Origin of the sequence: Oleiagrimonas sp. MCCC 1A03011, from assembly GCF_003267965.1 — a bacterium.
GTDB classification, from domain to species: Bacteria; Pseudomonadota; Gammaproteobacteria; order Xanthomonadales; family Rhodanobacteraceae; genus Oleiagrimonas; species Oleiagrimonas citrea.
Window position 1 is genome coordinate 169,657 of record NZ_MSPY01000001.1, and the last position, 23,171, is coordinate 192,827.

The 23,171-nt window shown below is 66.3% G+C and carries 16 protein-coding genes; 6 read left to right on the top strand and 10 right to left on the bottom strand.

From position 1 onward, the window contains the following. Positions 1-113 precede the first annotated feature (113 nt). Positions 114-1,460, bottom strand: coding sequence for a dicarboxylate/amino acid:cation symporter (locus BTJ49_RS00775; protein WP_113063470.1), 1,347 nt, complete (start codon positions 1,458-1,460; stop codon positions 114-116). 169 nt (positions 1,461-1,629) lie between these two features. Between BTJ49_RS00775 and BTJ49_RS00780 the strand changes: the two genes are divergently transcribed. Then, positions 1,630-4,266 carry a PAS-domain containing protein gene (locus BTJ49_RS00780; protein WP_113063471.1) on the top strand — a complete coding sequence of 879 codons (2,637 nt, stop codon included), beginning with the start codon at positions 1,630-1,632 and terminating at the stop codon, positions 4,264-4,266. Between the two features lie 4 nt (positions 4,267-4,270). Here BTJ49_RS00780 and BTJ49_RS00785 read toward each other — a convergent pair whose 3' ends face one another. The 4 genes from BTJ49_RS00785 to BTJ49_RS00800 form a co-directional block, all read right to left on the bottom strand. Then, a complete protein-coding gene (locus BTJ49_RS00785; RefSeq protein ID WP_113063472.1) occupies positions 4,271-4,921 on the bottom strand; it encodes a response regulator transcription factor in 651 nt (216 codons plus the stop codon). Positions 4,922-5,060: 139 nt separating this feature from the next. After that, positions 5,061-6,044, bottom strand: a complete 984-nt coding sequence (locus tag BTJ49_RS00790) for a malate dehydrogenase (protein ID WP_113063473.1) — start codon at positions 6,042-6,044, stop codon at positions 5,061-5,063. 70 nt (positions 6,045-6,114) lie between these two features. After that, on the bottom strand, positions 6,115-7,314 hold the full coding sequence (locus BTJ49_RS00795) for a pyridoxal phosphate-dependent aminotransferase (protein ID WP_113063474.1): 1,200 nt from the start codon (positions 7,312-7,314) through the stop codon (positions 6,115-6,117). Positions 7,315-7,470: 156 nt separating this feature from the next. Further along, positions 7,471-8,850, bottom strand: a complete 1,380-nt coding sequence (locus tag BTJ49_RS00800; RefSeq protein WP_113063475.1) for a sugar porter family MFS transporter — start codon at positions 8,848-8,850, stop codon at positions 7,471-7,473. 217 nt (positions 8,851-9,067) lie between these two features. On the opposite strand from BTJ49_RS00800, the gene BTJ49_RS00805 reads away from it, so the two are divergent. Next, positions 9,068-9,316, top strand: a complete 249-nt coding sequence (locus BTJ49_RS00805) for a GlsB/YeaQ/YmgE family stress response membrane protein (RefSeq protein WP_113063476.1) — start codon at positions 9,068-9,070, stop codon at positions 9,314-9,316. A 73-nt stretch (positions 9,317-9,389) separates the two neighbouring features. Here BTJ49_RS00805 and BTJ49_RS00810 read toward each other — a convergent pair whose 3' ends face one another. Then, positions 9,390-9,899 carry a peptidylprolyl isomerase gene (locus BTJ49_RS00810; protein ID WP_113063477.1) on the bottom strand — a complete coding sequence of 170 codons (510 nt, stop codon included), beginning with the start codon at positions 9,897-9,899 and terminating at the stop codon, positions 9,390-9,392. A 54-nt stretch (positions 9,900-9,953) separates the two neighbouring features. After that, positions 9,954-11,789: a 3-hydroxybutyrate oligomer hydrolase family protein gene (locus BTJ49_RS00815; RefSeq protein ID WP_113063478.1), complete on the bottom strand. Its 1,836-nt coding sequence runs from the start codon at positions 11,787-11,789 to the stop codon at positions 9,954-9,956. Between the two features lie 114 nt (positions 11,790-11,903). Here BTJ49_RS00815 and BTJ49_RS00820 point away from each other — a divergent pair, with 114 nt between their 5' ends. Both BTJ49_RS00820 and BTJ49_RS00825 read left to right on the top strand, forming a co-directional pair. Next, complete coding sequence (locus tag BTJ49_RS00820; protein WP_113063479.1) at positions 11,904-12,662, top strand: 3-hydroxybutyrate dehydrogenase; 759 nt, start codon at positions 11,904-11,906, stop codon at positions 12,660-12,662. 36 nt (positions 12,663-12,698) lie between these two features. After that, the gene (locus BTJ49_RS00825) at positions 12,699-13,358 is read left to right on the top strand and encodes a response regulator transcription factor (RefSeq protein ID WP_113063480.1); all 660 of its coding nucleotides are present in this window, start codon (positions 12,699-12,701) and stop codon (positions 13,356-13,358) included. A gap of 9 nt (positions 13,359-13,367) precedes the next feature. On the opposite strand, the gene BTJ49_RS00830 is transcribed toward BTJ49_RS00825, so the two are convergent. The 3 genes from BTJ49_RS00830 to BTJ49_RS00840 form a co-directional block, all read right to left on the bottom strand. Continuing rightward, positions 13,368-16,712, bottom strand: a complete 3,345-nt coding sequence (locus BTJ49_RS00830) for a PAS-domain containing protein (protein ID WP_113063481.1) — start codon at positions 16,710-16,712, stop codon at positions 13,368-13,370. Between the two features lie 110 nt (positions 16,713-16,822). Next, positions 16,823-17,878 carry a PHB depolymerase family esterase gene (locus tag BTJ49_RS00835; protein ID WP_240601677.1) on the bottom strand — a complete coding sequence of 352 codons (1,056 nt, stop codon included), beginning with the start codon at positions 17,876-17,878 and terminating at the stop codon, positions 16,823-16,825. 138 nt (positions 17,879-18,016) lie between these two features. After that, positions 18,017-20,350 carry a TonB-dependent receptor gene (locus BTJ49_RS00840; protein WP_240601678.1) on the bottom strand — a complete coding sequence of 778 codons (2,334 nt, stop codon included), beginning with the start codon at positions 20,348-20,350 and terminating at the stop codon, positions 18,017-18,019. 144 nt (positions 20,351-20,494) lie between these two features. Here BTJ49_RS00840 and BTJ49_RS00845 point away from each other — a divergent pair, with 144 nt between their 5' ends. After that, positions 20,495-21,892 carry a GntP family permease gene (locus tag BTJ49_RS00845; protein WP_113063483.1) on the top strand — a complete coding sequence of 466 codons (1,398 nt, stop codon included), beginning with the start codon at positions 20,495-20,497 and terminating at the stop codon, positions 21,890-21,892. A 354-nt stretch (positions 21,893-22,246) separates the two neighbouring features. Continuing rightward, positions 22,247-22,951, top strand: coding sequence for an alpha/beta fold hydrolase (locus BTJ49_RS00850; RefSeq protein ID WP_113063484.1), 705 nt, complete (start codon positions 22,247-22,249; stop codon positions 22,949-22,951). Positions 22,952-23,171 lie beyond the last annotated feature (220 nt).

A 23,171-nucleotide genomic window follows, 5' to 3' on the forward strand; every position in this document is an offset into this window, starting at 1 on the left:
TTCGCCCTGCGCCGCCGCGCACCCGTTCGCGCAAGTGGGCCCTGCCGCGGCGGGCTTGCGTCGCGGAATCCTGTGCCAGGAACGGAGGGCGGGTACGGCGGGCGGCGTACCGCTCAGATGGCGTCGGCGGCTTCTTCCGTGCCGGCGGGCAGACGTTCGCGTTCGCCGGATGTCCCGGAAGCGAGCGCCGCGTGCAGGCGATCTCGGTCGAGCCCGCCTTCCCAGCGCGCCACCACGACCGTGGCCACCGCATTGCCAATGAAATTGGTGATCGCCCGGCACTCGCTCATGAAGCGGTCCACACCAAGGATCAGCGCCATCCCCGCGACCGGTACCGAAGGCACCACCGAGAGCGTCGCGGCCAAGGTCACGAAACCGGCGCCAGTCACGCCCGCAGCCCCCTTCGAGCTGATCATGGCGACCAGCAGCAGCGCCAGTTCCTGGCCGAGCGAAAGATGGATGTTGGTCGCCTGCACGATGAACATGGAAGCGAGCGTCATGTAGATGTTGGTGCCGTCCAGATTGAACGAGTAACCCGCCGGCACCACCAGCCCCACCACGGACTTGCTGCAGCCGGCCTTCTCCATTTTCTCCATCAGCGAAGGCAGGGCCGCCTCCGAGGACGAGGTACCGAGCACAAGCAGCAGCTCGGCCTTCAGGTAGCGCAGCAGCGAGAGCACCGAAAAGCCGGTCAGGCGCGCAACCACGCCGAGTACCACCAGCACGAACAATGCCGACGTCAGATAGAAGGTCCCCACCAGCCAGGCCAAGTTGGCCAGCGAATCGATGCCGTATCGGCCGATGGTGAAGGCAATGGCGCCAAACGCGCCGATCGGCGCGGCCTTCATCAGGATATGCACCAGCTGGAACACCGGCCGCGTAAGCGCGTCGAGGAAGCGGGTCACCGGTTGCGCAGGCTCGCCGACCATGGCCAGCGCGATGCCGAACAGCACGGCGATGAACAGCACCTGCAGGATGTTTCCGGAAACGAACGCGCCGAACAGCGTCCCCGGAATGATGTCGATCAGAAAGCCGGACAGGCTCATTTCATGCGCGCGGGTCGCGTACTGCCCCACCGCCCCGGCATCGAGACTGGCCGGGTCGATGTTCAGCCCGGTGCCCGGATGAATCAGGTGCGCGATCAGCAGACCGATGATCAGGGCCAGCGTGGACAGGCCCAGGAAATACAGCATGGCCTTGAGCATCACCCGGCCGACCGAGCGCAGGCTGGCCATGCCGGCGATGCCGTTGACCACGGTGAGAAAGATCACCGGCGCAATGATCATCTTCACCAGCTTGATGAAGGCATCGCCCAGCGGTTTGAGCGACTCCCCCAGCAGCGGCCAGAAATGGCCCAGTACCGCGCCAAGAAAAATCGCGACTAGAACCTGGACGTACAACTGCCTGTACAGCGGACGGCGTTCGCCGATCCGCGTTTGTGTTGCCGATGAACTATGCATAAGCCCCTCGTGCTTGGCGATGAATGGGCAACCGCGTGCACGGTTCACCCGACGCCATACGTTGTAGTCCAGGCACGGGCGGAACCGAATAACACATTCCGGCTAGTCGCCACGCCCCGGTCTTCGGCCATGCGAGGATAGGGGCCTACGTCCACGCGACCGCCCACTCATGCATCGACGCCTCAAACGCATCCTGCTGGCCTCGGCGCTGTTGCTGGCGATTGCCGGCAGCGCGCTCGTTGCCGGCTGGCTTGCGGAGCATCGGGCACTGCACGCATTGTCCGAACAACAGGGCGCACAGCTGCAGCTGCGCGCCCTGTCCCTGCAGCGACTGATCGACCGCTACCGCGTGCTGCCCTCGACGCTTGCACTGGACCCGGCGTTGCGCAACGCTTTGGAAGCGCCGTCCGCCAGCATCGATAACGCCGAACTGAACCGCAAACTGGAACGCACCAACGGCGCCACGCACGTGTCCACGCTGACGCTCATCGACCGCCACGGCACCGCCATCGCGGCCAGCAACTGGCGCCAGCCTTCGAGCAATGTCGGACACAACTACGCCTTCCGCCCCTATTTCCAGCGTGCCATGCGCGACGACCACGGCACCTTCTACGCCATCGGCGTATCCACACAGGTGCCGGGCTACTTCATCGCCCAGGCGTTGCACGATGACGCGGGCCGACGCATCGGCGTGATCGTGGTCAAGATCACGCTGAGCGAAATCCGCCGCGAGTGGGCGTCGAGCCAGGACGTCATCCTGCTCAGCGATCGCCATGGCGTCGTGTTTCTCGCCAATCGTGCAGCATGGCAATACCGGCCGCTGAAGCCGCTGGACGCCGCCACGCTGCAGCGGATCGCACAGACCCGGCAGTACGGCAACAAGCTGCGCCCGGCGGCACGCATGCACATCGAGCAGCGCCTGCCTGACGGCGGCCGCCTGGTGCGGTTCGACATGCCGACGCAGAAGCACGACATGCTCTGGCGCTCGCGGCCATTGCCCGCGCAGGGCTGGGAACTGCATTCGCTGGCACGTACGACGCCGGTCGTTTCGGCCGTCCGTCATGCGGTGCTGCTCACGCTCGGCGGCTGGCTGCCGGTGATCCTATTTGGCATGTTCCTGCATCAACGCCTGCGCCTAGCGCAGGATCGCCAGCGCACCCGCGAGGAACTGGAGCGACTCGTCGCGCATTACGCCAGCGCCCTGCGTTCGGAACAGGACAGTCTGGTCCAGGCCGCGCTTTCGGCCGCGCGCGGACAACCGCAGCAACTCGAACACTTGCCGCAGGGCGTCAGCGTGGTCGATGCGCAACTGCGTCTCGTCGCATGGAATCGTCGCTACGCCGACATCTTCGCCTTTCCACCACGGTTACTTGAAACCGGCAGGCCGATCGAGGACCTGTTCCGCTACAACGCCCAGCGCGGCCTGCTCGGACCGGGCGACGTCGAGGAAGCCATCCAGCGGCGCCTGGACTATCTGCGTGAAGGCGGCCCGCATATGTACGAGCGCGAGCGTCCGGACGGCACGGTGCTCGAAATCCGCGGCAATCCCCTGCCGGGCGGTGGTTTCGTGACCAGCTACGCCGACATCACCCCCTACAAGAAAGCCGCGCGCGCCCTGCGCACCCTGACTTCCACGCTGGAATTGCGCGTGGAACGAAGCACGCGCGAGCTGCGCCTGGCCAAGGCCGAGGCCGAACGCGCGAACCGCAACAAGACCCGCTACGTGGCCGCGGCGGTGCACGACCTGCTGCAACCGCTGAATGCGGCACGACTGTTTTCCGGCGCGCTGCACAAGGCGCTGCACAAGCCCGACGACCACGCCATGCTGGAGCGCGTCGAACATGCGTTGCAGGCACTGGACGACCAACTCGGCAGCATGCTCGACCTGTCGCGCCTCGAAGCCGGCGTGATCCGGCCGAAGATCGAGGACATCGAACTGGCCCCGCTGCTGCAGTCCCTGGCGCGCCAGTTCGGCATCATCGCCCAGGCAAAGGATCTGTCCCTGCGTCTGGTCAACACGCGTGCCTGGGTGCGCAGCGACGCCATCCTGCTGCGGCGCATCCTGCAGAATTTCCTCTCCAATGCGCTGCATTACACGCCACGCGGCTCGGTGCTCCTCGGTTGCCGGCGTCACGGTGAAAATCTCCGCATCGAGGTCTGGGACACCGGGGTCGGCATCCCGGAAGACAAGCGCCAGGCCATCTTCCAGGAGTTCGCCCGACTCGATACCGGTCTGGACACCGACGAGCGCAGCGCCGGTCTCGGCCTGTCGATCGTCGAACGTGTCGCCGGACTGCTCGGTCATCCGCTGAGCCTGCGGTCATGGCCCGAGCACGGCAGCGTGTTCGCGGTCACGGTGCCGCGCGTATTCCCCTCCCGCGGGTCGTCATCTTCGCCCGACGCTTCCGTGGAGACACCGTCCGACTCGCCGCTCGCCGGGCGTCACATTCTCTGCATCGACGACGACCGCGAGAATGCCGATGCCCTGGCTACCCTGCTGGGGAGCTGGTCATGCACCGTGCACGTCGCACGCAGCGCCGACGCGCTGCAGGACATGAGCTTTCCCCGGGTGGACCTGATCCTTCTCGACTATCAGCTGGGCAAGGTCCGCGGCCCCGAACTGTTACCCGCACTGTACGCGCGGCTCAACCATCGGCCGCCGGTGATCGTGCTGACTGCGCAAACCGGCGCCGAAGTTCGCCGCAAGATTCGCGAAGCCGGACTCCACTTCCTGGCCAAGCCTGCCTCGCCGGCACGTCTGCGCGCACTGGCCAGCCAGCTGCTCATTGCCTCGGGCGCGTCCTGAACGGCTATTCGAGATCGTCTTCCTCGTCGATGTCGAGGGTCTTGACCAGCACTGCAGCCTGCGTGCGCGAACGGCAGTTCAGCTTCGACAGCACCGCCGTGACGTGGATCTTCACGGTGTTCTCGGCCAGCCCCAGGCGGTCCGCGATCTGCTTGTTGAGCAGGCCTTCAGCGATGAGCATCAGCACCCGGAACTGCTGTGGCGTGAGCTGGGCCAGCCGCGACATCAATTCGGCATCGCGCTCGCTGCGTTCGGCACTGGTGGCCTCGAACCACAATTCGCCCTGCATCACGTGCCGCACCGCCTTTCCCAACGTCTCCACCGGCGCCGCCTTGGACACGAAGCCGGCCGCACCGAACTGCTGCGCCCGACGCACCGTGCGCGGCCGATCATTGGACGAGATGACCAGCACCGGGAGATCCGGATATTCCGAACGCAGCCACAGCAGCGAAGAGAAACCGATCGCACCGGGCATGGTCAGGTCCAGAAGCATCAGATCGAACTCCGTCCCATCCTCCAGCATCTTCTCCAGCGCACTGCGGCTGGCGGCCTCGCGCACGCTGGCACCGTCGAACTCGGAACCCAGAGCATGCGCGACCGCCGAACGGAACATCGGGTGGTCGTCGGCGATGAGGAAGGTCGGGGCATGCGTCATGCGGTTTTCCGTGGCTGCTTTGTGTCGCGGTCTGTTTTCAGTATCACATCATGCCTCGCCGTGTCCGCCGCCCGCTGTTTCACGCATGAAAAAGGGCGGCACCGGGCCGCCCTTTCTCGTCGTGCTCACGATACCGCGCTTACTTGGCGAACAGGCCTTCGACGGCGCTGCGCTCTTCATGCAGCTCCTTGGCCGTCGCGTCCATGCGGGCGCGCGAGAAATCGTTGATCTCCAGGCCCTGGACGATCTCGTACTTGCCGTCCTTGCAGGTCACCGGATAGCCGTAGATCACGCCCGGCTCGATGCCGTAGGAACCGTCCGACGGAATGCCCATCGAGACCCAATCCCCCTCGTCGGTGCCCAGCGCCCACGAACGCATGTGGTCGATCGCGGCCGAGGCGGCCGAGGCGGCCGAAGAAGCGCCGCGCGCCTTGATGATCGCCGCGCCGCGCTGCTGCACGGTGGGGATGAACTCGCCCTCATACCAGGCCTGGTCGACCAGCTCCATCGCGTTCTTGCCGTCGACGGTGACGTGATGCAGATCCGGATACTGCGTGGAACTGTGGTTGCCCCAGATGATCATCTTCTTGATGTCGGTGTTGTGCTTGCCGGTCTTCTCGGCCAGCTGGCTCATGGCGCGGTTGTGGTCCAGGCGCACCATGGCGGTGAAGCACTTCGGATCCAGGTCCGGCGCATTCTGCTGCGCGATCAGCGCGTTGGTGTTGGCCGGATTGCCGACCACCAGCACCTTGACGTCGCGCTTGGCATGGTCGTTCAGCGCCTTGCCCTGCGGCCCGAAGATCTTGCCGTTGGCTTCCAGCAGGTCCTTGCGCTCCATGCCAGCGCCGCGCGGACGCGCGCCGACCAGCAGCGCGTAATCGGCATCCTTGAAGGCGACATTGGCGTCGTCGGTGGCGACGATGTCGGCCAGCAGCGGGAACGCGCAGTCGTTCAGCTCCATCACCACGCCCTTCAGGGCGTCCAGAGCCGGGGTGATCTCGAGCAGATGCAGGATGACCGGCTGGTCCTTGCCCAGCATGTCGCCGGCGGCAATGCGGAACAGCAGCGCGTAGCCGATCTGGCCGGCGGCGCCGGTGACGGCAACTCGAACGGGTGCTTTCATGTCGATACTCCGTTGAACAGGGGAATGCGAGAGTCGGTCGCGGAACCAAGCCGTTCCGCGACCGTGGAAATCAGGACAGCTCGGCGAAGAAGTCGCGGATGCGCTGCATCCCCGGCTCCAGCTCGTCGGCCGGACAGGTGTAGGAGATGCGCAGGCCGCGCGGCTCGCCGAAGGCCGAACCCGGCACGCAGGCCACGCCCTTGGCTTCCAGCAGCGCGGTGCAGACGTCGACGTCGTTCTCCAGACGCTTGCCGTTGTGGCTCTTGCCGAACGCGCAGGAAATGTCCGGGAACGCGTAGAACGCACCCTGCGGACGCGGGCACTTCACGCCCTCGATGCCGTTCAGGATGTCGACCACCAGATCGCGGCGCTTGGCGAATTCGGCGCGCTTCTCGGTCGGCACGTCCTGCGGGCCGGACAGCGCGGCCGCCGCGGCCACCGAAGCGACCTCGGGAATGTTGGTGATGTGGTTGGAGTTCAGCGTCACCACCGCGTCGGCGACGGCCTTCGGACCGGCCATCATGCCCACGCGCCAGCCGGGCATGCCGTAGGTCTTGGACATCGAGTCGACGAAGATCACGCGCTCGCGCAATTCCGGACGGGCCTGCACGAAATTGTGGTAGCCGACGCCGTCGAACACCATGCGGTTGTAGATGTCGTCGGTGACGACCCAGGTATCCGGATGCTTGACCAGCACGTCGGCCAGTGCGGCGATCTCTTCCTTGGTGTAGACCATGCCCGTCGGATTGGACGGATTGTTGAACAGGAAGATCTTGGGCTTGCTGGCCAGCGCCTCGTCGAGCTGCGCCGGGGTCAGCTTGTAGTGCTGTTCCGGCGGGCACGGCAGCAGCTTGACCTTGGCACCGAGGATCTCGGCGATATCCAGGTAGCTGGTCCAGTACGGCGTCGGGAAAGCCATCTCGTCGCCGTCGTCCAGCAGCGCCTCGGCCAGGTTGTACAGGATGTGCTTGGCGCCCACCGCCACCGCGCAATTCTCGCGCGTGTAGCCGTCCAGGCCGACGCCCTTCATGTGCTCAAGGAACGCGTCCAGCAGGTCCGCGCTGCCGCGGTTGGAACCGTAGGAACCCGAGTCCTTGTCCAGCCAGTCGCGCACGGCCTGGTACACGTGCGGGCCGGGCAGGAAGTTCGGCACGCCGATCGAGAAACTGATGATGTCGCGGCCTTCGGCCTTGAGCTGGCGGGCCTTCTCGGCGATCAGCATGATCGTGCTCGGCTTGGCACGGCTCATGCGCTGGGCGAGCTTGGGCATGACGTCCTCACGCAACGGGATGGGGAAAACGGCGATTTTATCACACGGTCGCCCACCCCGAATTGCCGCGGAAAGCATGAACGAAGGGCTCCGACTCGCGGCGCCCTTCCGGATTTCCCCATGCGCGCCTCGCAGGATCGCGAAGCCCGGAAGCCGTCAGCTGCCGATGCGGCGCAGGGACTTGCCGGCCATCAGATTGCGCTCGATCTGCTCGAGACTCACGCCCTTGGTCTCGGGCACGAACCAGATGGTGAACAGCAGGAACAGAATATTCAGACCGCCGTACAGCCAGAAGGTCTGCGCGGCACCGATGCCATTGAGCAGGCTGAGGAAGGTCAGGCCGACGATGGCGTTGGCCACCCAGTTGGTCAGGGTCGATACGCCGATGCCGAAGTCACGTCCCTTCAGCGGCTGGATCTCCGAGCAAATTGCCCACACCAGCGGTCCGGCCGACATGGCGAAACCGACGATGAACACCAGCAACATGGAGACGGTGAAAATCTGCTGCCCCTGAGTGAGCGTGCCCATGTTCATCATGGTGCCCACCGCGCCCAGACCGGCGGCCATCACCAGGAACCCCGCATACAGGATCGGCTTGCGGCCAATGCGGTCGACGAAGGCGATCGCGATAAAGGTGGCCAGCACATTGGTCACACCGACAATCACCGTAGCCCACATCTGCGCGTTCACGCCAAAGCCCACATGCATGAAGATGCGCGGGGCGTAGTACATGATCACATTGATGCCGGTCAGCTGCTGCACGACCTGCAATAGAACGCCCAGACCGACCGAACGGCGGAAATTGCGGTTCTGCAGGAACATGTGCCAGCCGCGCTGCGGGATCTTCAGCTGTTCCTGGATGTCGTTCACTTCGCGTTCGACTGTGGCGTCGTCTGAGCGCAGATGGTTCAGCACATCGCGCGCCTCTTCGGAACGACCACGCATGACCAGCCAGCGCGGGCTCTCCGGCAGCCTCAGCACACCGACCAGGAACAGCGCGCCCGGGATGGCGATGACGCCGAGCATCCAGCGCCACTCGCCATGTTGGCTGAACCACAGATTGGACAGGAACGCGCCCAGGATGCCGATGGTGATCATCAGCTGGTACATCGAGATCATCGCACCGCGAGTCTCCTGCGGCGCCACTTCGGCCAGATACAGCGGCGCGGTGAATGCCGCCACGCCGATCGCGATGCCCAGCAGGAACCGCGCCACCAGAAGAAATGCCGGCGACCATGCGAACGCGCACAGCACGGAACCGATCACGAACAGCGATGCACTGATGATCAGCGTGCGTCGCCGACCCAGGCTCGACGACAGCCAGCCGGCCCCCGCGGCGCCGGTGGCTGCGCCCCACATCATGATGCTGACGATCCACTCGATGTAGTTGTCGCTGATGTGGAATTCGGTCTGGATGAACTGCTCGGCACCGGAAATCACACCGATGTCGAGGCCGAACATGAGCCCGGCCAACGCGGCCAGTAGATAGGTGAACGTGGTCTTGCGGCTCGGTAGCGCCGCGACGGTTGCGTTCATCGAGTGGTCTCCCCGTGAGTTCTTATGTAAACGTTTTCTCAGTCTATGCCACACACCAGCCCTCCCGCCAGCGCGCAGCACTCAATTTGCCAAAGGTAGCCAGATCCGGAGCCTTTGTGCGCGTGCATACGTATGCACACGACCGTGCATAATGGGGCGTCCGCGACCGTGGACACACGTAACAGCGTGTCAGTGACCCACAAACGGGAGAACGCACATGCATTGGTTATGGTTGTTTGTCGTCGGCCTCGTGGTCGGCATCGTCGCCAAGTTCCTCATGCCCGGAAGGGACCCGGGCGGCTTCATCATCACCGCCATTCTCGGCATCGCCGGCATGTTCGTCGGCGACTGGCTGGCCGCCAAGCTCGGCATCATGGTCGGCGGCGGACTGGGCGGTTTCATCGCCGGCGTGGTCGGCGCCATCATCCTGTTGTTCCTGTATCGGCTGGTGGCCAAGAAGGCCTAGCGCGCAGGCGAGTGCATACGAAAAAGGGCGACCCGCGGGCCGCCCTTTTTCGTGTTGCGATGTCCGCCGCGAGTCAACCGCGGTCGTCGAGCACCGTGTTCCAGTCGGCCACGCGCTCGCTCATCTTCTCCAGCAGTGCGTCGACGTCGCCCTCCAGGGTGACCTTTTCGATTTCGTCACCCTGCTGCACGGCATCGACCACAGTCTGATCGCTGCTGTCGACGACTTCGCCGAAAACGCTGTGCTTGCCGTCCAGCCACGGCGTGGCGCCATGGGTGATGAAGAACTGGCTGCCATTGGTGCCCGGACCGGCGTTGGCCATGGACAGCACGCCCGGCTTGTCGTGACGCAGGCTGGCGTCGAACTCATCCTCGAAACGGTAGCCCGGACCGCCGCGACCACTGCCTTCGGGGCAGCCGCCCTGGATCATGAAATCGGGAATGACGCGATGAAAGCTGAGCCCGTCATAGAACCCGCGCTTGGCCAGATTGACGAAGTTGGCCGTGGTCAGCGGCGTCTCGTCGTCATGCAGGCGAATGCGGATCGGGCCGCGGCTGGTGTGAAACGTGGCGGTAATGCTCATGAGCGGTATCCGTCGTGGGAACGAAACGTCGAAGTATACCGCTCCATCCAGGCCTCAGGGCGAAAGGTCCAAAGCCTGGCTCGTCAATGCTTCCGTCCCGCGCGGCGAGGGTTTCGGCATCGGCGCATCGGACAGCGCCTCGCCCGCGACCACATGGCGATAGAGCGCGTCCAGGGCGGCGTAGCCATACGGCATCAACGGCACGTGCGCGGCGCCGAATTCGGGCAGCGCCAGGAACGCGTCGAAATGCTGTGCGTGTGGCACTTTCCAGTAGCGCGGAGTACGCCCTTCGGCGCGTAGCCAGTCCACGTAGGGTTCGGAGGTGAATGCGGTCGGGATCAGGCCGTCATCCGCGCCGTGCACGACCCAGATCGGCAGCGATGCGCGCGGAAGCTGCGCCGCCAGCGCATCGACCGAGGCATGCAGGCTCACGGCCTCGTCGTCGCTGCCGCTCCACAGCGCGCGCAGGCACTCCAGGCTGTCCAGCGTCGGGTCCGCCGAAGCATCCAGACCGCCGAACAACCCGACGCCCGCACCGGGAGGAATGCCGGAAGCGTCCGACCACCACGCGGCGCGCAGCGCAGGATTGGCCGTCGTCGGCTGTCCCCGCATATCCATGGCGTCGTAGCGGAATCCGCAGGGCATCTGTCCCACCTCGCGGCGCAGATAGGCCGAGGCATACCCTGCTGCCACGCTGCGCCATGCGTCGAACGCGGTGGTGCTCGCCGCTGTCGACAGCACCGCATCGGTCCAGCCCTGTGCGTGCAGATGCGCGAGCGCCTCGGTGGCCTGCCCGGCCTGCGTGCCGGCACGAAGCCGGCCCTGCGCATGCAGGCTCGCGCAACGCGCCAGCCAGTGCGCGGGCGGCTTGCCCTCGGTACGTGCGAGCGGTGCATCGTCGAAACGCGCATCGGTCAGCGCACACGGCATCCACAACGCCGCTTCCGTGGCGTAGTCATACAGCGCGCGTCCACGGCCGGACAGGTGAACGTTCGGCTCCATCGCCATCACGGCATCGAGCAGACCGTCGTGATCCAGGCCGGCCGCCTGCAGCACCGCACCACCGCCGTTGGACAGACCGGCCGCGATGATGCGGGTGTTTTCCGGCGTGAACGGCGCCTGGTCCGGGTAGGCGCGATCAAGCATGGCCAGTCCGAAGCGCGCTGCTTGCAGCACGTCGCGCCCCCAGTCGGCTTCCGGATTGTCACCCGAATGCATGTGCTTCACGGCCACGCCGGCATCGGCGTCGTAGGCGCGAGGTTCGAATTCCAGCGCGGCCTCGCCGGCCCTGGCGCGTGTGCCGTCCAGCGCCACGCCGGTGCCCGTGGCGGTGTCGAAATAGCCCGAGCCGGTACCCTTGTCGGTATAGGCCACCGCACACCCGCGCGGCAGACCGAACGCGCCGGCCAGCGAAATGGCGCCGTACACGCCGCGCGAACCGGACGACGCGGTGACAATGAGACACCGCGCCTGCTTGTCGAAGGCGTCGGGCGCCTGCAACAACACCCGGTGCGGCGCATGTGCGTCCGGCAGACGCGCAAAGGCCGTGTACTCGCGACCGGGCACGTCCGGCACACCGCCGTAGACGCGGCCATATCCACCTAGCGGCCCCAGATCGGCGATGCCCTTCCAGCTCATCTGGATGGCGCGGCGGCGCAACTCCGCGGGCGTCGGCGCGTCGGCCTCGGCAAAAGGCGTCGGTGCCCCGGCCAGTCCCTTCAGGCCGAGTCCGGCCGAGAGCAGGTCGTCGTCGCCACGATGATCGGTCACGCGGACCGGACCCGACAGGAAATCGAGGGACATGGCCTCCTCCCGAGGCGTCGAGGGCGCCGAGCAGGCCGTCAGGGCGGCCACGGCGGCGGTGCACAGATAGCGGGCAAACGTAGGCATGCTGTCAGCCTAGCCATAATTCCCGCGCTGACCATGGTACGAAAGTCCACATGCCGTGGCGCATCTGGATCGCTAGGCTGGGCCCATCCCGCTCGCACGTCCCGAGGTAGCAGCATGTCCACGATCCTGATCACCGGTGCCGGCAGCGGCATCGGCGCCGGTCTCGCCACCGAACTAGCCGCCGCCGGTCACCACATTCTCGCCACCGACCTCGACGCCGAGGCCGCCGAGCAGGTCGCCGCACGCATTCGCAACGACGGCGGCCGCGCCGACGCGCTGCCGCTGGACGTCAGCCGCGACGAAAGCGTCGATGCCCTGCTCGGCGCCCTGCCCGCGCCAGTCGACGTGCTGGTCAACAACGCCGGCCTGCAGCACGTATCGAGGCTGGAAGACTTCCCGATGCAGAAATGGGACCTGCTGATCCAGGTGATGCTGACTGGCGTCGCCCGCATCACGCGCGCCCTGCTATCGACCATGCGCGAACGCGGCCACGGCCGCATCGTCAACATCGGTTCGGTGCATTCGCTGGTGGCCTCGCGCTACAAGTCCGCGTATGTCGCCGCCAAGCACGGCCTGCTCGGCTTCTCCAAGGTCCTGGCGCTGGAGACCGCCGACACCGACATCACGATCAACACCGTCTGCCCCGCCTACGTGCACACGCCGCTGGTCGACAAACAGATCGCCGCGCAGGCGCGCGAGAACGGCCTCAGCGAGGAACAGGTGGTCAGCGAGATCATGCTCAAGCCGATGCCCAAGGGCGTGTTCATCAGCATCGAGGAGCTGGCCGGCATCACGGCGTTCCTGATGTCGCCCGCCGCGCGCAACATCACCGGTCAGACGCTGGTCGTCGACGGCGGCTGGACCGCGCAGTAGGCTGTTGGACTGTCGCCACGCCACCGTTTCGCACCCATGCCGCGCCTGCTGATCGCCGACGACCATCCGCTGTTCCGCGCCGCGCTGCGGCAGTCCGCGCTGCACGCACTCCCGGACGGCGACATCCAGGAAGCGCCCGACCTGCCCGCCACGCTGGACGCTCTGGCCGAGGAACCGGACATCGATCTGGTCCTGCTGGATCTTCACATGCCCGGCAGCCGCGGCCTGTCCGGTCTGGCCGCGCTTCGCGGCCAGCATCCAGCTGTGGCCGTACTGGTGGTGTCCGCACACGATGAACCGCGTGTGATCCGGCGCGCGCTGGACCACGGCGCGTCCGGCTTCATCTCCAAGAGCGCCGATCCCGAGCAGATCGCCAACGCCATCCGCACCGTCCTCGACTGCGGACAATGGGTGCCGCCACATCTCAGCGACAGCGTCGCGGCCACACCCAGCGATCCATCCGACAGCGAGCTGGCCGCGCGCCTGGCGCGATTGACCGAGCAGCAGTACCGCGTGCTCGGCCTCCTCGCCGAGGGCCTGCTGAACAAGCAGATCGCCGACCGCCTCGGCATCCAGGAGCGGACGGTGAAAGCGCACGCCACGGCGATCTTCGAGAAACTGGAAGTGCGCAACCGCACTCAGGCCGGCGTGCTGCTGCGCTCGCTGGACCTGGCCGACCCGGCGCACGCCGACTGAACCCTACATTCAGTTCTGCGTGGCCGCCGAGGGTCTGGAAGCCATGACGAGGTGCTTGAGTACCTGACGCAACGCCAATGGCTTCAGCGGTTTGTACAGCATGACCGCCCCCGTTTCGAGCACGGTATGGCGCAGCCCCGGATCGCGGTCCGCGGTCAGCACGACCGCCGGCACGCTGCCGAATCGAAGCCGCAGCGCCTGCAATGCATCGAGGCCGGTGACGCCGCCGTCCAGGTGGTAATCGAGCAGCAGCAGATCCGGCGTCCACGGCGCTGCCAGGGCATCCTCCAACGTACCCGCGCCATGCACGCTCCATCCCCATGGCTGAAGGAGCGAACGCATCGCGGTGAGCGCGTCCGGTTCGTTGTCCACGACCACCACACGACCGGCCGGAAGCGCCTCTGCAGTCAGCGCGGGGGGCGGACGTCGCGACGTCGAGCCGGGCTCGGCTGCGGACAGACGCACGCCGAATACACTGCCGCGACCGGGCCAGGAGCGCAGCGTCAGGCGATGGCCAAGCAAACCCGCCATACGTTCGGCGATGGCCAGGCCGAGCCCGAGTCCCTGACCGCTGGCGGCGCGGCCACGGCGGAACTCCTGAAAAATCAGCTCCTGTTCGGCACGTTCGATGCCTGGACCAGTGTCCCAGACTTCCAGCTCCAGCTCGCCGTCTCGCCGCCGGCAGCCCAGCAGCACGCGCCCGCAGCGGGCATAGCGCAAGGCGTTGGCGAGAAAGTTCTGCAGCACACGGCGCAACAGTTGCGGATCAGAATGCGCCCACAGGCACGTGCCGACCACCCGCAGGCGGATCCCGCGCTCGGCCGCCAGCGCCTGGAACTCGGCGGCCAGCGGATCGAGCACATCCGCCAGCGCGAACGGACGCGGGCGTGGCGCCAGGCGCCCGCCTTCCAGCCGCGCGATATCGAGCAGCCCTGCCAGCAGATGCTCGGTGGCGTCGAGCGCACCGTGCAGATGTCGCGCCGTCTCGCGGTGGCTCTCCCCGAGGCGCTCCTCCAGCGTATGCGCGAACAACTGCGCGGCGTGCAGCGGCTGCAGCAGATCGTGACTGACCGCAGCCAGGAAGTGCGTCTTGGCCTCGTTGGCCCGTTGCGCCGCCTCGCTGGCCTGCGCCAGCGCGTGGGTGCGCTCGGCCACGCGCAGTTCCAGCGTCTCGTTGCTGCGCTTGAGCTCGCGCTCGGCCAGACGGAACGCAGTCACGTCGGTGAACGTCGCCACGTAACCGCCACCGGGCATCGGGTTGCCGCGAATCTCGATCGCGCGCCCATCGGGCAAGTGTCGCTCGGACAGATGTGGCGTGCCGGCGCGCATATGCGCCAGACGTCGCTGGCAACGCGCCTCGACATCGCCTTCGCCGATAAGCCCGGCGGCAATGTTGTGGCGCATCAGTTCGAGTATCGGACGCCCCACCTCGAGCAGGTGTTCGGGATACGCGAACAGATCCGCGTACGGCTGGTTCCAGGCCACCACGCACAGCTCGGCATCGACCACGCAGATGCCCTGACTCATGTTCGCCAGCGCCGCCGACAGCACGCGCTGATTGAAGCGCAGGTCCTGGGAGGCCTCGTCGACGATGGCGGCGACGGTGTCCAGGTCCTCGCTGCCCTGGTGCCGCATCACGTCGAGCAACAGGCGCGCCGAAGCCGCGCCGATCACCGCCGCCAGCTCGTGCTCGACTGCGGCGACACGCTTCGGTTCAGCCAGCACCCGGTCCGGCGCATCGTGGAACAGATCCTCCACCTCCTGCTGCGGCAGGAAGCGTGCCGAGAGCGCGCGCAACTCGTGCAGTGCCACGCCGCCGCCCGACGAAGCCGGCTGCGCGCGGCCGTAGCGCGAACGCGCCACCAGCAGGATCGCGGCGATGTTGGCGAGCAGACTCAACACCACCGCACGCCCCAGCCCGCTCCATCCAGACAGGCCGAGCAGATGCTGTGGCGCGAGCCAGTCGATTCCGAACGGCCCGGCATGTACCCACGCAGGCTGCGGCGTGAACAGGGCGGGCAGCAAGGCGTACAGCCACACCAGTGTGCCCACCAGCAGACCGGCACCGACCGCGCGCGCGCCGAGCTGTGGACGGTAGATCGCCACCAGCGTCGCCGGCGCCAGCTCGGCCAATGCCGAGAAGGAGATCGCACCGATGTCGGCCAGCGCGTCGTTGCCGGCCAGCACGCGGCTATAGCCCCAGGCCAGCAGCACGATGGCGAGAATCGCCAGGCGCCGCTGGGTCAGCACCTCGCGGCGCAGATCGCCCTGCTCGCCGCGGCCCCAGCCTGCGCGCACCAGCAACGGCGCGACGAAGTGGTTGGCGACCATCAGGCTCAGCGCCAGCGTCGCGACCACCACCATACTGGTCGCCGCGCTCAATCCGCCCAGAAAGGCCAGCAGAGCCAAACCGTTCTGCTGTTGCGCCAGCGGCAGGGCCAGCACATAGAGATCCGACGACACGCCCGCCGGCCCGAGCCAGGCATCGCCAAGCCGCGCCAGCGGCAGGATCGGCGCGGCGATCAGCAGCAGGTACAGCGGAAACAGCCAGCGCGCCGTGTTCACGTGACGCGCGTCGCGGCACTCGACCACGCCGGCGTGAAACTGATGCGGCAACGTGAACATGGCCAGCGCGCCCAGCAGGATCAGTGCGGGAAAGCCGTTGGTATCGTGCGGCACCGGCGCATGCGTCGAGGCCAGCGCAGGCAGATGGTGCATCGGCAACAGCAGCATCACACCCAGCGCCAGCATCGCACCGAGCTTGAACAGCGACTCGAACGCCATCGCCAGCACCAGGCCGCGGTTGTGCTCGGTGGCCGCCGCGCGCCGGGTGCCGAACAGCATCGCGAACAACGCCATGATCAACGCCACGTACAGGGCGCTGTCCTGCCACGGTGGCATGCCCTCGTAGCGGTCGCGGCTGAGCACGCCGTAGCTCATCGCCACGGCTTTCAGTTGCAGCGCGATGTACGGAACGATGCCGATCAGCATCACCGCCGTGACCAGCGCCGCCAGCCCCGAGTGCCGTCCCAGGCGTGCGGCGATCAAATCGGCCAGCGAACCGGCGTTGTAGTCCCGCGCCATGCGCACCAGCCGCATCAGCACGGCCGCGCCGAAGGCATACAGCAGGATCGCGCCGACGAAAGTCGGCGGAAGCCACCAGCCCGACCGGCTGGCCTGCGTCACCGTGCCGTAGAAGGTCCAGGAAGTGCAGTGAATCGCCAGCGACAGCGCATAGACGATGGCCCAGCGATTCTCGAACACACGCGGATGACGCTCGCCGTACAGGGCCACGCCGAACAGCAGCCCGAGCCAGACCACGCCGGCGGCGATGATGACGCCGGAACTCAGCATGACCCGGTTTTCTGGCCGCGTGTATGTCGCATGCTCTCCCCCGGCCGCCGCATGGACCCGTCACGTCGACAGCACAGGCGTTCGAGCATAACCAAACGCGTCGCCGTGGCCTACGGCTGCTGGATGTCCGCCTGCGCGCGCGCCACGCCCAGCGCCGCCAGCGCGCGGATCAACCACTGCTGCTGGACGCCCGCGCGAGTGTCGTAGTCCGCGCCGGAATAGCCCCACCAGTCCCAGCAGGCCTGCGGATTCAGCGGCGCGTAGCTGGCGCGTGTCTGCGGGTACAGCACGGCGACGTGATAGACATCGGCCCAGCGGTTGAAGCCGGCCTCGCGCACGAATGTCTCGCCCACGGACTCGGCGTTCTGCTTGCACCCGTGGAAGACCACCAGCACGCCGCATTCGGCACCGCTCCGGCACGCCTTCGGCACGTAGGCATAGCCGGTGTCGGCGAGAAACGCATCGCGCCCGTCCGGACGCAGCCGGTGCTGGTCGAAGCGCAGCAGTTCGCCCGACGGCGATTTTGCGCTCGCCGGCGCCGGACCGTACAGCTTGTCGAAGATCTCGCCGGCGGCGTCGAAGCCGCAGCGCCCCAGGTATGGCGCCACCGAAGCGCGGCAGTCCTCGCCGGACACCGCGACCGGCAGGTTGTGTCCGAAATTCCGGTCGCCGTCCCAGATCACCGTCATCGAGGCCAGCGCCGGGTCCTCCGCGCGCAAGGCCTCGTAGAACTGCGCAGCGGCCTTGCTGACACTTGCGGCGACGCGGTCGTCGTCCTTGCCGTGCAGCACGTAGATGCGGTCATCGGCAAGATCACGCAACGGCCCCAACTTGCCCGCCGACGCGTCGGCACGCGCACGCGACGCCAGCGCCTTCACGTCCGGTGCCGGCACGCCTTTCATGCAGGTGCCGAGCGCCGTCGCCAGCTCTCCTTTGGCACACCCCCACGGACCGCCCGCGACCAGCGCCGCACCGGAAAACACATCCGGCCACGCCATGTGCGACTGCGTGGCCATGTAGGCCCCGGAGGACAGACCCGCCACCTTCACACGAGCCGGGTCGACGTTGAGCTTCGGCAGTGTGTTGTCCGGCGCACGCACACAGGAAGCGAGCAGAAGCGGAGCGAGCATCAGCGCCAGTCCCGCGCGTATCGTCATGGAAGTCATCTCTCGAACCCTGCATGGCGCCGATTGGCACAATGACGCAAGAACCCGTGCGGCCCGGGGACGCCCGGCAGACTCCGGCCGGACGTCCCGATTCGACCGTTCCCCGGGGAGACCATGGGAACGATCGCAGGCCTGGCGTCAGAAGTTGTAGCGCGCGCTCAGGTACCAGTTGCGCGGCATGGCGTAGTAGGCGGTCTGGATGTTGCCGACGCTGGAGAATTCCTGCGCGTCGGTCTTGTAGGTCTTGTCGCCCAGGTTGCGCACGCCCGTGCGCACCTGCCAGTCGCCGTTCGCCGAGTCGTACACACCGAACAGACCGGTCACCGTGTAGGCCTTCTGCATCAGGCCCGGACGGTTGTCGACGCTCAGCCAGGTATCGCTGCGATAGGACGCGTCCGCGCCGAAGGTCAGTGCCGCGCCGCCGGACAACTCGAAGGTCTGCGTCAACGCCACGCGCGCGGTGAACTTGGGCGAGAACGGCACATGCTTGTGCAGGTTCGGGTCATACAGTGGATCGCTCGGATTCAGACGGTGATCGTCGAACTTCTGGTAGGTCGCGTCCATCCAGGCCAGCTGGGTCGACAGTCGCGTGCCGCGACCCATCAACGCGGTGCCCTCGAACTCCAGGCCCTGGATGCGCAGCTTGGCCGCGTTGAGCACCGGAAAGTCGAAGCTCGGCGTCAGCGAACCGGGATTCACCACGTCCGAGACGCGTGCCTGGAAGTCGCTGTAGTTGGAGCGGTAGGCCGCCAGATTTCCCTGCAGGCGGTTGTCCGACGAGCGCATCTTCAGACCCATTTCGTATGTCCACACATACTCGGGGTTGAAGATCGGATCGGCCGCCTCGTTGGGATCGTTGGCGCGGCCGTTGAAGCCGCCCGACTTGAAGCCGCGGTTGACCGAGATGTAGCCCATCACCTGCGGATTGAACTGCTTCTGCAGGCTGAGCGACGGCGTCACCGCGCTCCATGACTTGCTGACGTTGTCGATGACCGCCTGCGGGTCCGCGCTGAAGGCCTGCAACGGTGCGCCGAAGAACGCGCTGGTGGTGCGATAGTACTTCTTGGTTTCCTTGGTGTAGCGCACGCCCGCGGCCAGGGTCCAGGTGGGCGCGAAAGTCCAGTTCACGTGCGCGAAGCCTGCGTAGCTCTTGTTGCGCAGGTCGTCGTCGATGGTCCGCAGGAAATCGATCGGCAGACCGCCGAACTGGATAAAGTCGTTGGCGTAGGCCTCCTGGTGCGACGGCACCTTCTCATTGAGGTAGTACAGGCCGTAGACCGCTTCCAGGTTGTCGCCGTTGTCGTACTGCAGCTGCAGTTCCTGACTGAACTGCTTCTGGTGGAAGTCGACCAGCACATCGCCGAGCTGGAACTGCGAAGCGTCGATGTCGATGTAGGAATTGCTGTCGAGCTTGCGGTAGGCGGTGATGCTCTTCAGGTTCCAGTCGCCGGAGAGCTTCCAGTTCATGTGCAGCGCCGCGCCCCGATGCTTGAGCTTCTGCCCCTTGCCCGGACCGAACGACGTCTGCGAGTGGAAGTCGTACTTGCCGCCCGGCGGCGTGTACAGCAGCACCGGCCCCAGCAGCAGGTCGGTCGCGTACAGCGGTGCGGTCGGCTGGCCCAGCGTCAGTGCGGTGTCCTGCTTGGTGTAGTCCAGCGAAAGGGTCGCGTTGAAGGCATCGCTCGGTTCCCAGCGCAGCTTGCCGCGCACGGCCTTGGTGTCATCGTTGTTGTACTTGCGTCCGGTGGTCGGATCGGTGACGAAACCATCGCTCTTGGTGTAGATGCCGGCCAGACTGCCCGTCAGCGTGTCGCTCAGCGGACCGGTGAAGTAGAACTGTCCTTCCCGGCGGCCGAAGCTGCCGACCTTGGCCTCGACCGAACCGCCCGGCGTCTGGCTGGGTTGCTTGGTGATGATCTTGATCGCGCCACCGGTGGAATTCTTGCCGTACAGCGTGCCCTGCGGACCGCGCAGCACCTCGACGTGATCGACGTCGAACAGATCGAACAGCGCGCCCTGGATACGCGAGTAGTACACGTCGTCGACGTACATGCCCACGCCCGGATCGAACGTCTGCAACGCGTCCGGCTGACCGATGCCGCGGATGAAGACGTTGACCGACGACGACGATCCGCGGCCCGGCACGATGTTCAGGCCCGGCACCGCGCCCTGCAGCCCGTCGATGTTGTTGGCCTGCAGATCCTTCAGGTCCTCCGAACTGAAGGCGCTAACCGCGACCGGTACCTTTTCCAGATTCTCGCTGCGACGACGCGCGGTGACCGTGACGGTCTGCAGCTGGGTGGCCTCGGCGCGCTTCTTCTCGGCCTCCGTCTGCTTCGGGTTCTGCGCATTCGCGGGCGCGTTCTGCATGACCGGCGCGGCATCGCGCGAAACAGCCGGCTGCGCGGCCTGCACGCACAACGGCGCGGCGAAGGCGGCGGCGATGGCCACACAAAGGATCTGTCGTTTCATGGTGTTCCCCCGCAAGAATGGTCTTCAGGACAGCGTGCAACGAGGCTATCGACAAGCCCGCGCGGTCACACTTGTACTTTGGTCCAGTGGGACGGACCGGGATGCATGCCGATACTCGGAACCTCCACGAGTGGGGGATGACGCATGAGTTTCTTGATCGTGCTGGCGGCGCTGGCCTTCCTGATGTTCGCGGCCTACCGCGGTCACAGCGTGATCCTGTTCGCGCCGATCGCGGCGCTGGGCGCGGTGCTGCTGACCGACCCGTCGCTGGTCGCACCGATGTTCACCGGCCTGTTCATGGCCAAGATGGTCGGCTTCCTGAAACTCTACTTCCCGGTGTTCATGCTGGGCGCGGTGTTCGGCAAGCTGATCGAACTGTCGGGCTTCTCCAAGTCCATCGTCGCCGCCACCATCGGCCTGCTCGGTCGCAGCCGTGCGATGCTGTCGATCGTGCTGGTGTGCGCGCTGCTGACCTACGGCGGCGTGTCGCTGTTCGTGGTGGTGTTCGCGGTGTATCCGTTCGCCGCCGAGCTGTTCCGCCAGGCCGACATTCCCAAGCGCCTGATCCCCGGCACCATCGCGCTGGGCGCGTTCACCTTCACCATGGACTCGCTGCCGGGCACGCCGCAGATCCAGAACATCATTCCGACCAGCTTCTTCGGCACCACCGCCTGGGCCGCGCCGTGGCTGGGCACACTCGGCGGCGTGTTCATCCTCATCGTCGGCATGAGCTATCTCGAGTGGCGTCGCCGCAAGGCCGCGCGCGCCGGCGAGGGATACGGCCAGAATCTGGTCAACGAGCCGGCGCCGTTCGAGGGCGGCAAGCTGGCCAACCCGATCATCGCGATCCTGCCGCTGCTGCTGGTCGGCGTGACCAACAAGATCTTCACCGACCTGATTCCGCGCCTGTACGGCGCGACCACGTCGTTCACGCCCGCCGTGGTCGGCAAAGCCGAGCCGGTGGTGCAGCAGGTCTCGCGCGTGGCCGGCATCTGGGCTGTGGAAGGCGCGCTGCTGGTCGGCATCGTCTGCGTGCTGGTCTTCGCCTGGCGCCCCGTCCGGCAACGCTTCGCGGCCGGCAGCCAGGCGGCCGTCGGCGGCGCGTTGCTGGCGTCGATGAACACCGCCTCCGAGTACGGCTTCGGCGCGGTGATCGCCGCCCTGCCCGGCTTCCGCGTGGTCGCCGACGCGCTGCACGCGATTCCCAACCCGCTGGTCAACGAGGCCGTCACGGTCACCGCGCTGGCCGGTGTCACCGGCTCGGCCTCGGGCGGCATGAGCATCGCCCTGGGCGCAATGGCCGACACCTTCGTCGCCAACGCGCACGCCGCGGGCATTCCGCTGGAGGTCTTCCACCGCGTCGCGGCCATGGCCTCGGGCGGCATGGACACGCTGCCGCACAACGGCGCGGTCATCACCCTGCTGGCGGTCACCGGCCTGACCCATCGACAGTCCTACAAGGACATCTTCGCCATCACCATCATCAAGACGCTGGCCGTGTTCGTGGTGATTGCCCTGTACTACACGACCGGGCTGGTCTAGCCAAGTGAACGGCTGGAAAGACCAGCGCGGAGAAGGAACTGCACCGGGGCCGATTTTCGGCGGTTCGGGCACCGATGGCCGATGCCATCGATCAGGCATCGGCGGAAAAACAAACCGCACAGACACTCATGCCGTCGACCCGCTTCGGCCATCCGCATCTCCCGGAGGCGCACGGCCTCCATAACGCTCGTGCCGGGGCCGGTTCGCGCGTCCGAACGGAAACGCAGGAAGGCGGACACGGACAGGGATCGCAGGGTTGCGCACGCACCGGTTCCGGCGCACGACAAGCTCGGCTGTTTCGGCCCCGCGTTGGGGGACGCGGGGAATCTTCGGCAATGCAAGGGAGGAATCATCATGCACGTCCAACGCCTGATCCTGAGTCTCGCGGCCCTGCTGCTTCTGGCGCCGCTCGGCGCGCTGCACGCAGCCAGCTGCCACGACAACGTGGTGCTGGTGCACGGCAACACCGGCTCGCCGTCGGACTTCGACAACACGCGCCAGGAACTGCTCGCGCGCGGCTACAGCGCCTCACAGATCTTCACACCCAACTGGGGCAGCAAGACCTGCGCCGCCTGCAACGACCACAACGGTTCGGAAGAGACTCCAGTCGCCAACGCCATCGTCGACGCCATCGCCGCCTCGTGCACCGGAAAGATCGACGTCATCGGCCACTCCATGGGCGCGACCCTGGCCGCGCACGAGATCGTCGAGCTGGGCGCGCGCCCTTACATCGACACTTTTGTCGGCATCGCCGGGGCCTTCCACGGTCTGTGGTCGTGCGGCATGTATCCGTACAACGTCTGGAACGCCACCTGCGGCTCGTGGGGGCTGTCAGTCAACAGTCCCTTCCTCAACGACCTGTACGGAAAACGCTTCGGCGACAAGGTCTACTCGATCAAGTCATGGTCGGACGAGATCAACTGCTCGAGCGGCACCTGCCTGGTCTACGGCGTGCACACCTCGTCGATCTGGGGCGAGGACGGCAGCCTGACCTACCCCTACGGCCATTACGGCCTGCTTTGGTACACCGCGGCCGATCAGGTCAATCTGATCCAGTAGAACCGCACCGACCGGCCGTCGTCCCAGCGGACGGCGTCCGGTCAATCGCTTCCCGCTTCGTCGTAGCCGCGACGCGCCTGACGGATGTCCTCGTGATGGACGGTCGTCCAGCCCACCCAAGGGGCCAACCTGCCAGCAGATATCGGCAAGCTGCCGTTCATATCGCTTCGGCTAGTTTTCCCGTATAATCACGCGCTTCACTCCACCACTAAGGCGGCGC

Coding starts and splice junctions, on each gene's coding strand:
- BTJ49_RS00775 (WP_113063470.1), bottom strand. CDS start 1,460: ATGCATAGTTCATCGGCAACACAAACGCGGATCGGCGAACGCCGTCCG.
- BTJ49_RS00780 (WP_113063471.1), top strand. CDS start 1,630: ATGCATCGACGCCTCAAACGCATCCTGCTGGCCTCGGCGCTGTTGCTG.
- BTJ49_RS00785 (WP_113063472.1), bottom strand. CDS start 4,921: ATGACGCATGCCCCGACCTTCCTCATCGCCGACGACCACCCGATGTTC.
- BTJ49_RS00790 (WP_113063473.1), bottom strand. CDS start 6,044: ATGAAAGCACCCGTTCGAGTTGCCGTCACCGGCGCCGCCGGCCAGATC.
- BTJ49_RS00795 (WP_113063474.1), bottom strand. CDS start 7,314: ATGCCCAAGCTCGCCCAGCGCATGAGCCGTGCCAAGCCGAGCACGATC.
- BTJ49_RS00800 (WP_113063475.1), bottom strand. CDS start 8,850: ATGAACGCAACCGTCGCGGCGCTACCGAGCCGCAAGACCACGTTCACC.
- BTJ49_RS00805 (WP_113063476.1), top strand. CDS start 9,068: ATGCATTGGTTATGGTTGTTTGTCGTCGGCCTCGTGGTCGGCATCGTC.
- BTJ49_RS00810 (WP_113063477.1), bottom strand. CDS start 9,899: ATGAGCATTACCGCCACGTTTCACACCAGCCGCGGCCCGATCCGCATT.
- BTJ49_RS00815 (WP_113063478.1), bottom strand. CDS start 11,789: ATGCCTACGTTTGCCCGCTATCTGTGCACCGCCGCCGTGGCCGCCCTG.
- BTJ49_RS00820 (WP_113063479.1), top strand. CDS start 11,904: ATGTCCACGATCCTGATCACCGGTGCCGGCAGCGGCATCGGCGCCGGT.
- BTJ49_RS00825 (WP_113063480.1), top strand. CDS start 12,699: ATGCCGCGCCTGCTGATCGCCGACGACCATCCGCTGTTCCGCGCCGCG.
- BTJ49_RS00830 (WP_113063481.1), bottom strand. CDS start 16,712: ATGCTGAGTTCCGGCGTCATCATCGCCGCCGGCGTGGTCTGGCTCGGG.
- BTJ49_RS00835 (WP_240601677.1), bottom strand. CDS start 17,878: ATGACTTCCATGACGATACGCGCGGGACTGGCGCTGATGCTCGCTCCG.
- BTJ49_RS00840 (WP_240601678.1), bottom strand. CDS start 20,350: ATGAAACGACAGATCCTTTGTGTGGCCATCGCCGCCGCCTTCGCCGCG.
- BTJ49_RS00845 (WP_113063483.1), top strand. CDS start 20,495: ATGAGTTTCTTGATCGTGCTGGCGGCGCTGGCCTTCCTGATGTTCGCG.
- BTJ49_RS00850 (WP_113063484.1), top strand. CDS start 22,247: ATGCACGTCCAACGCCTGATCCTGAGTCTCGCGGCCCTGCTGCTTCTG.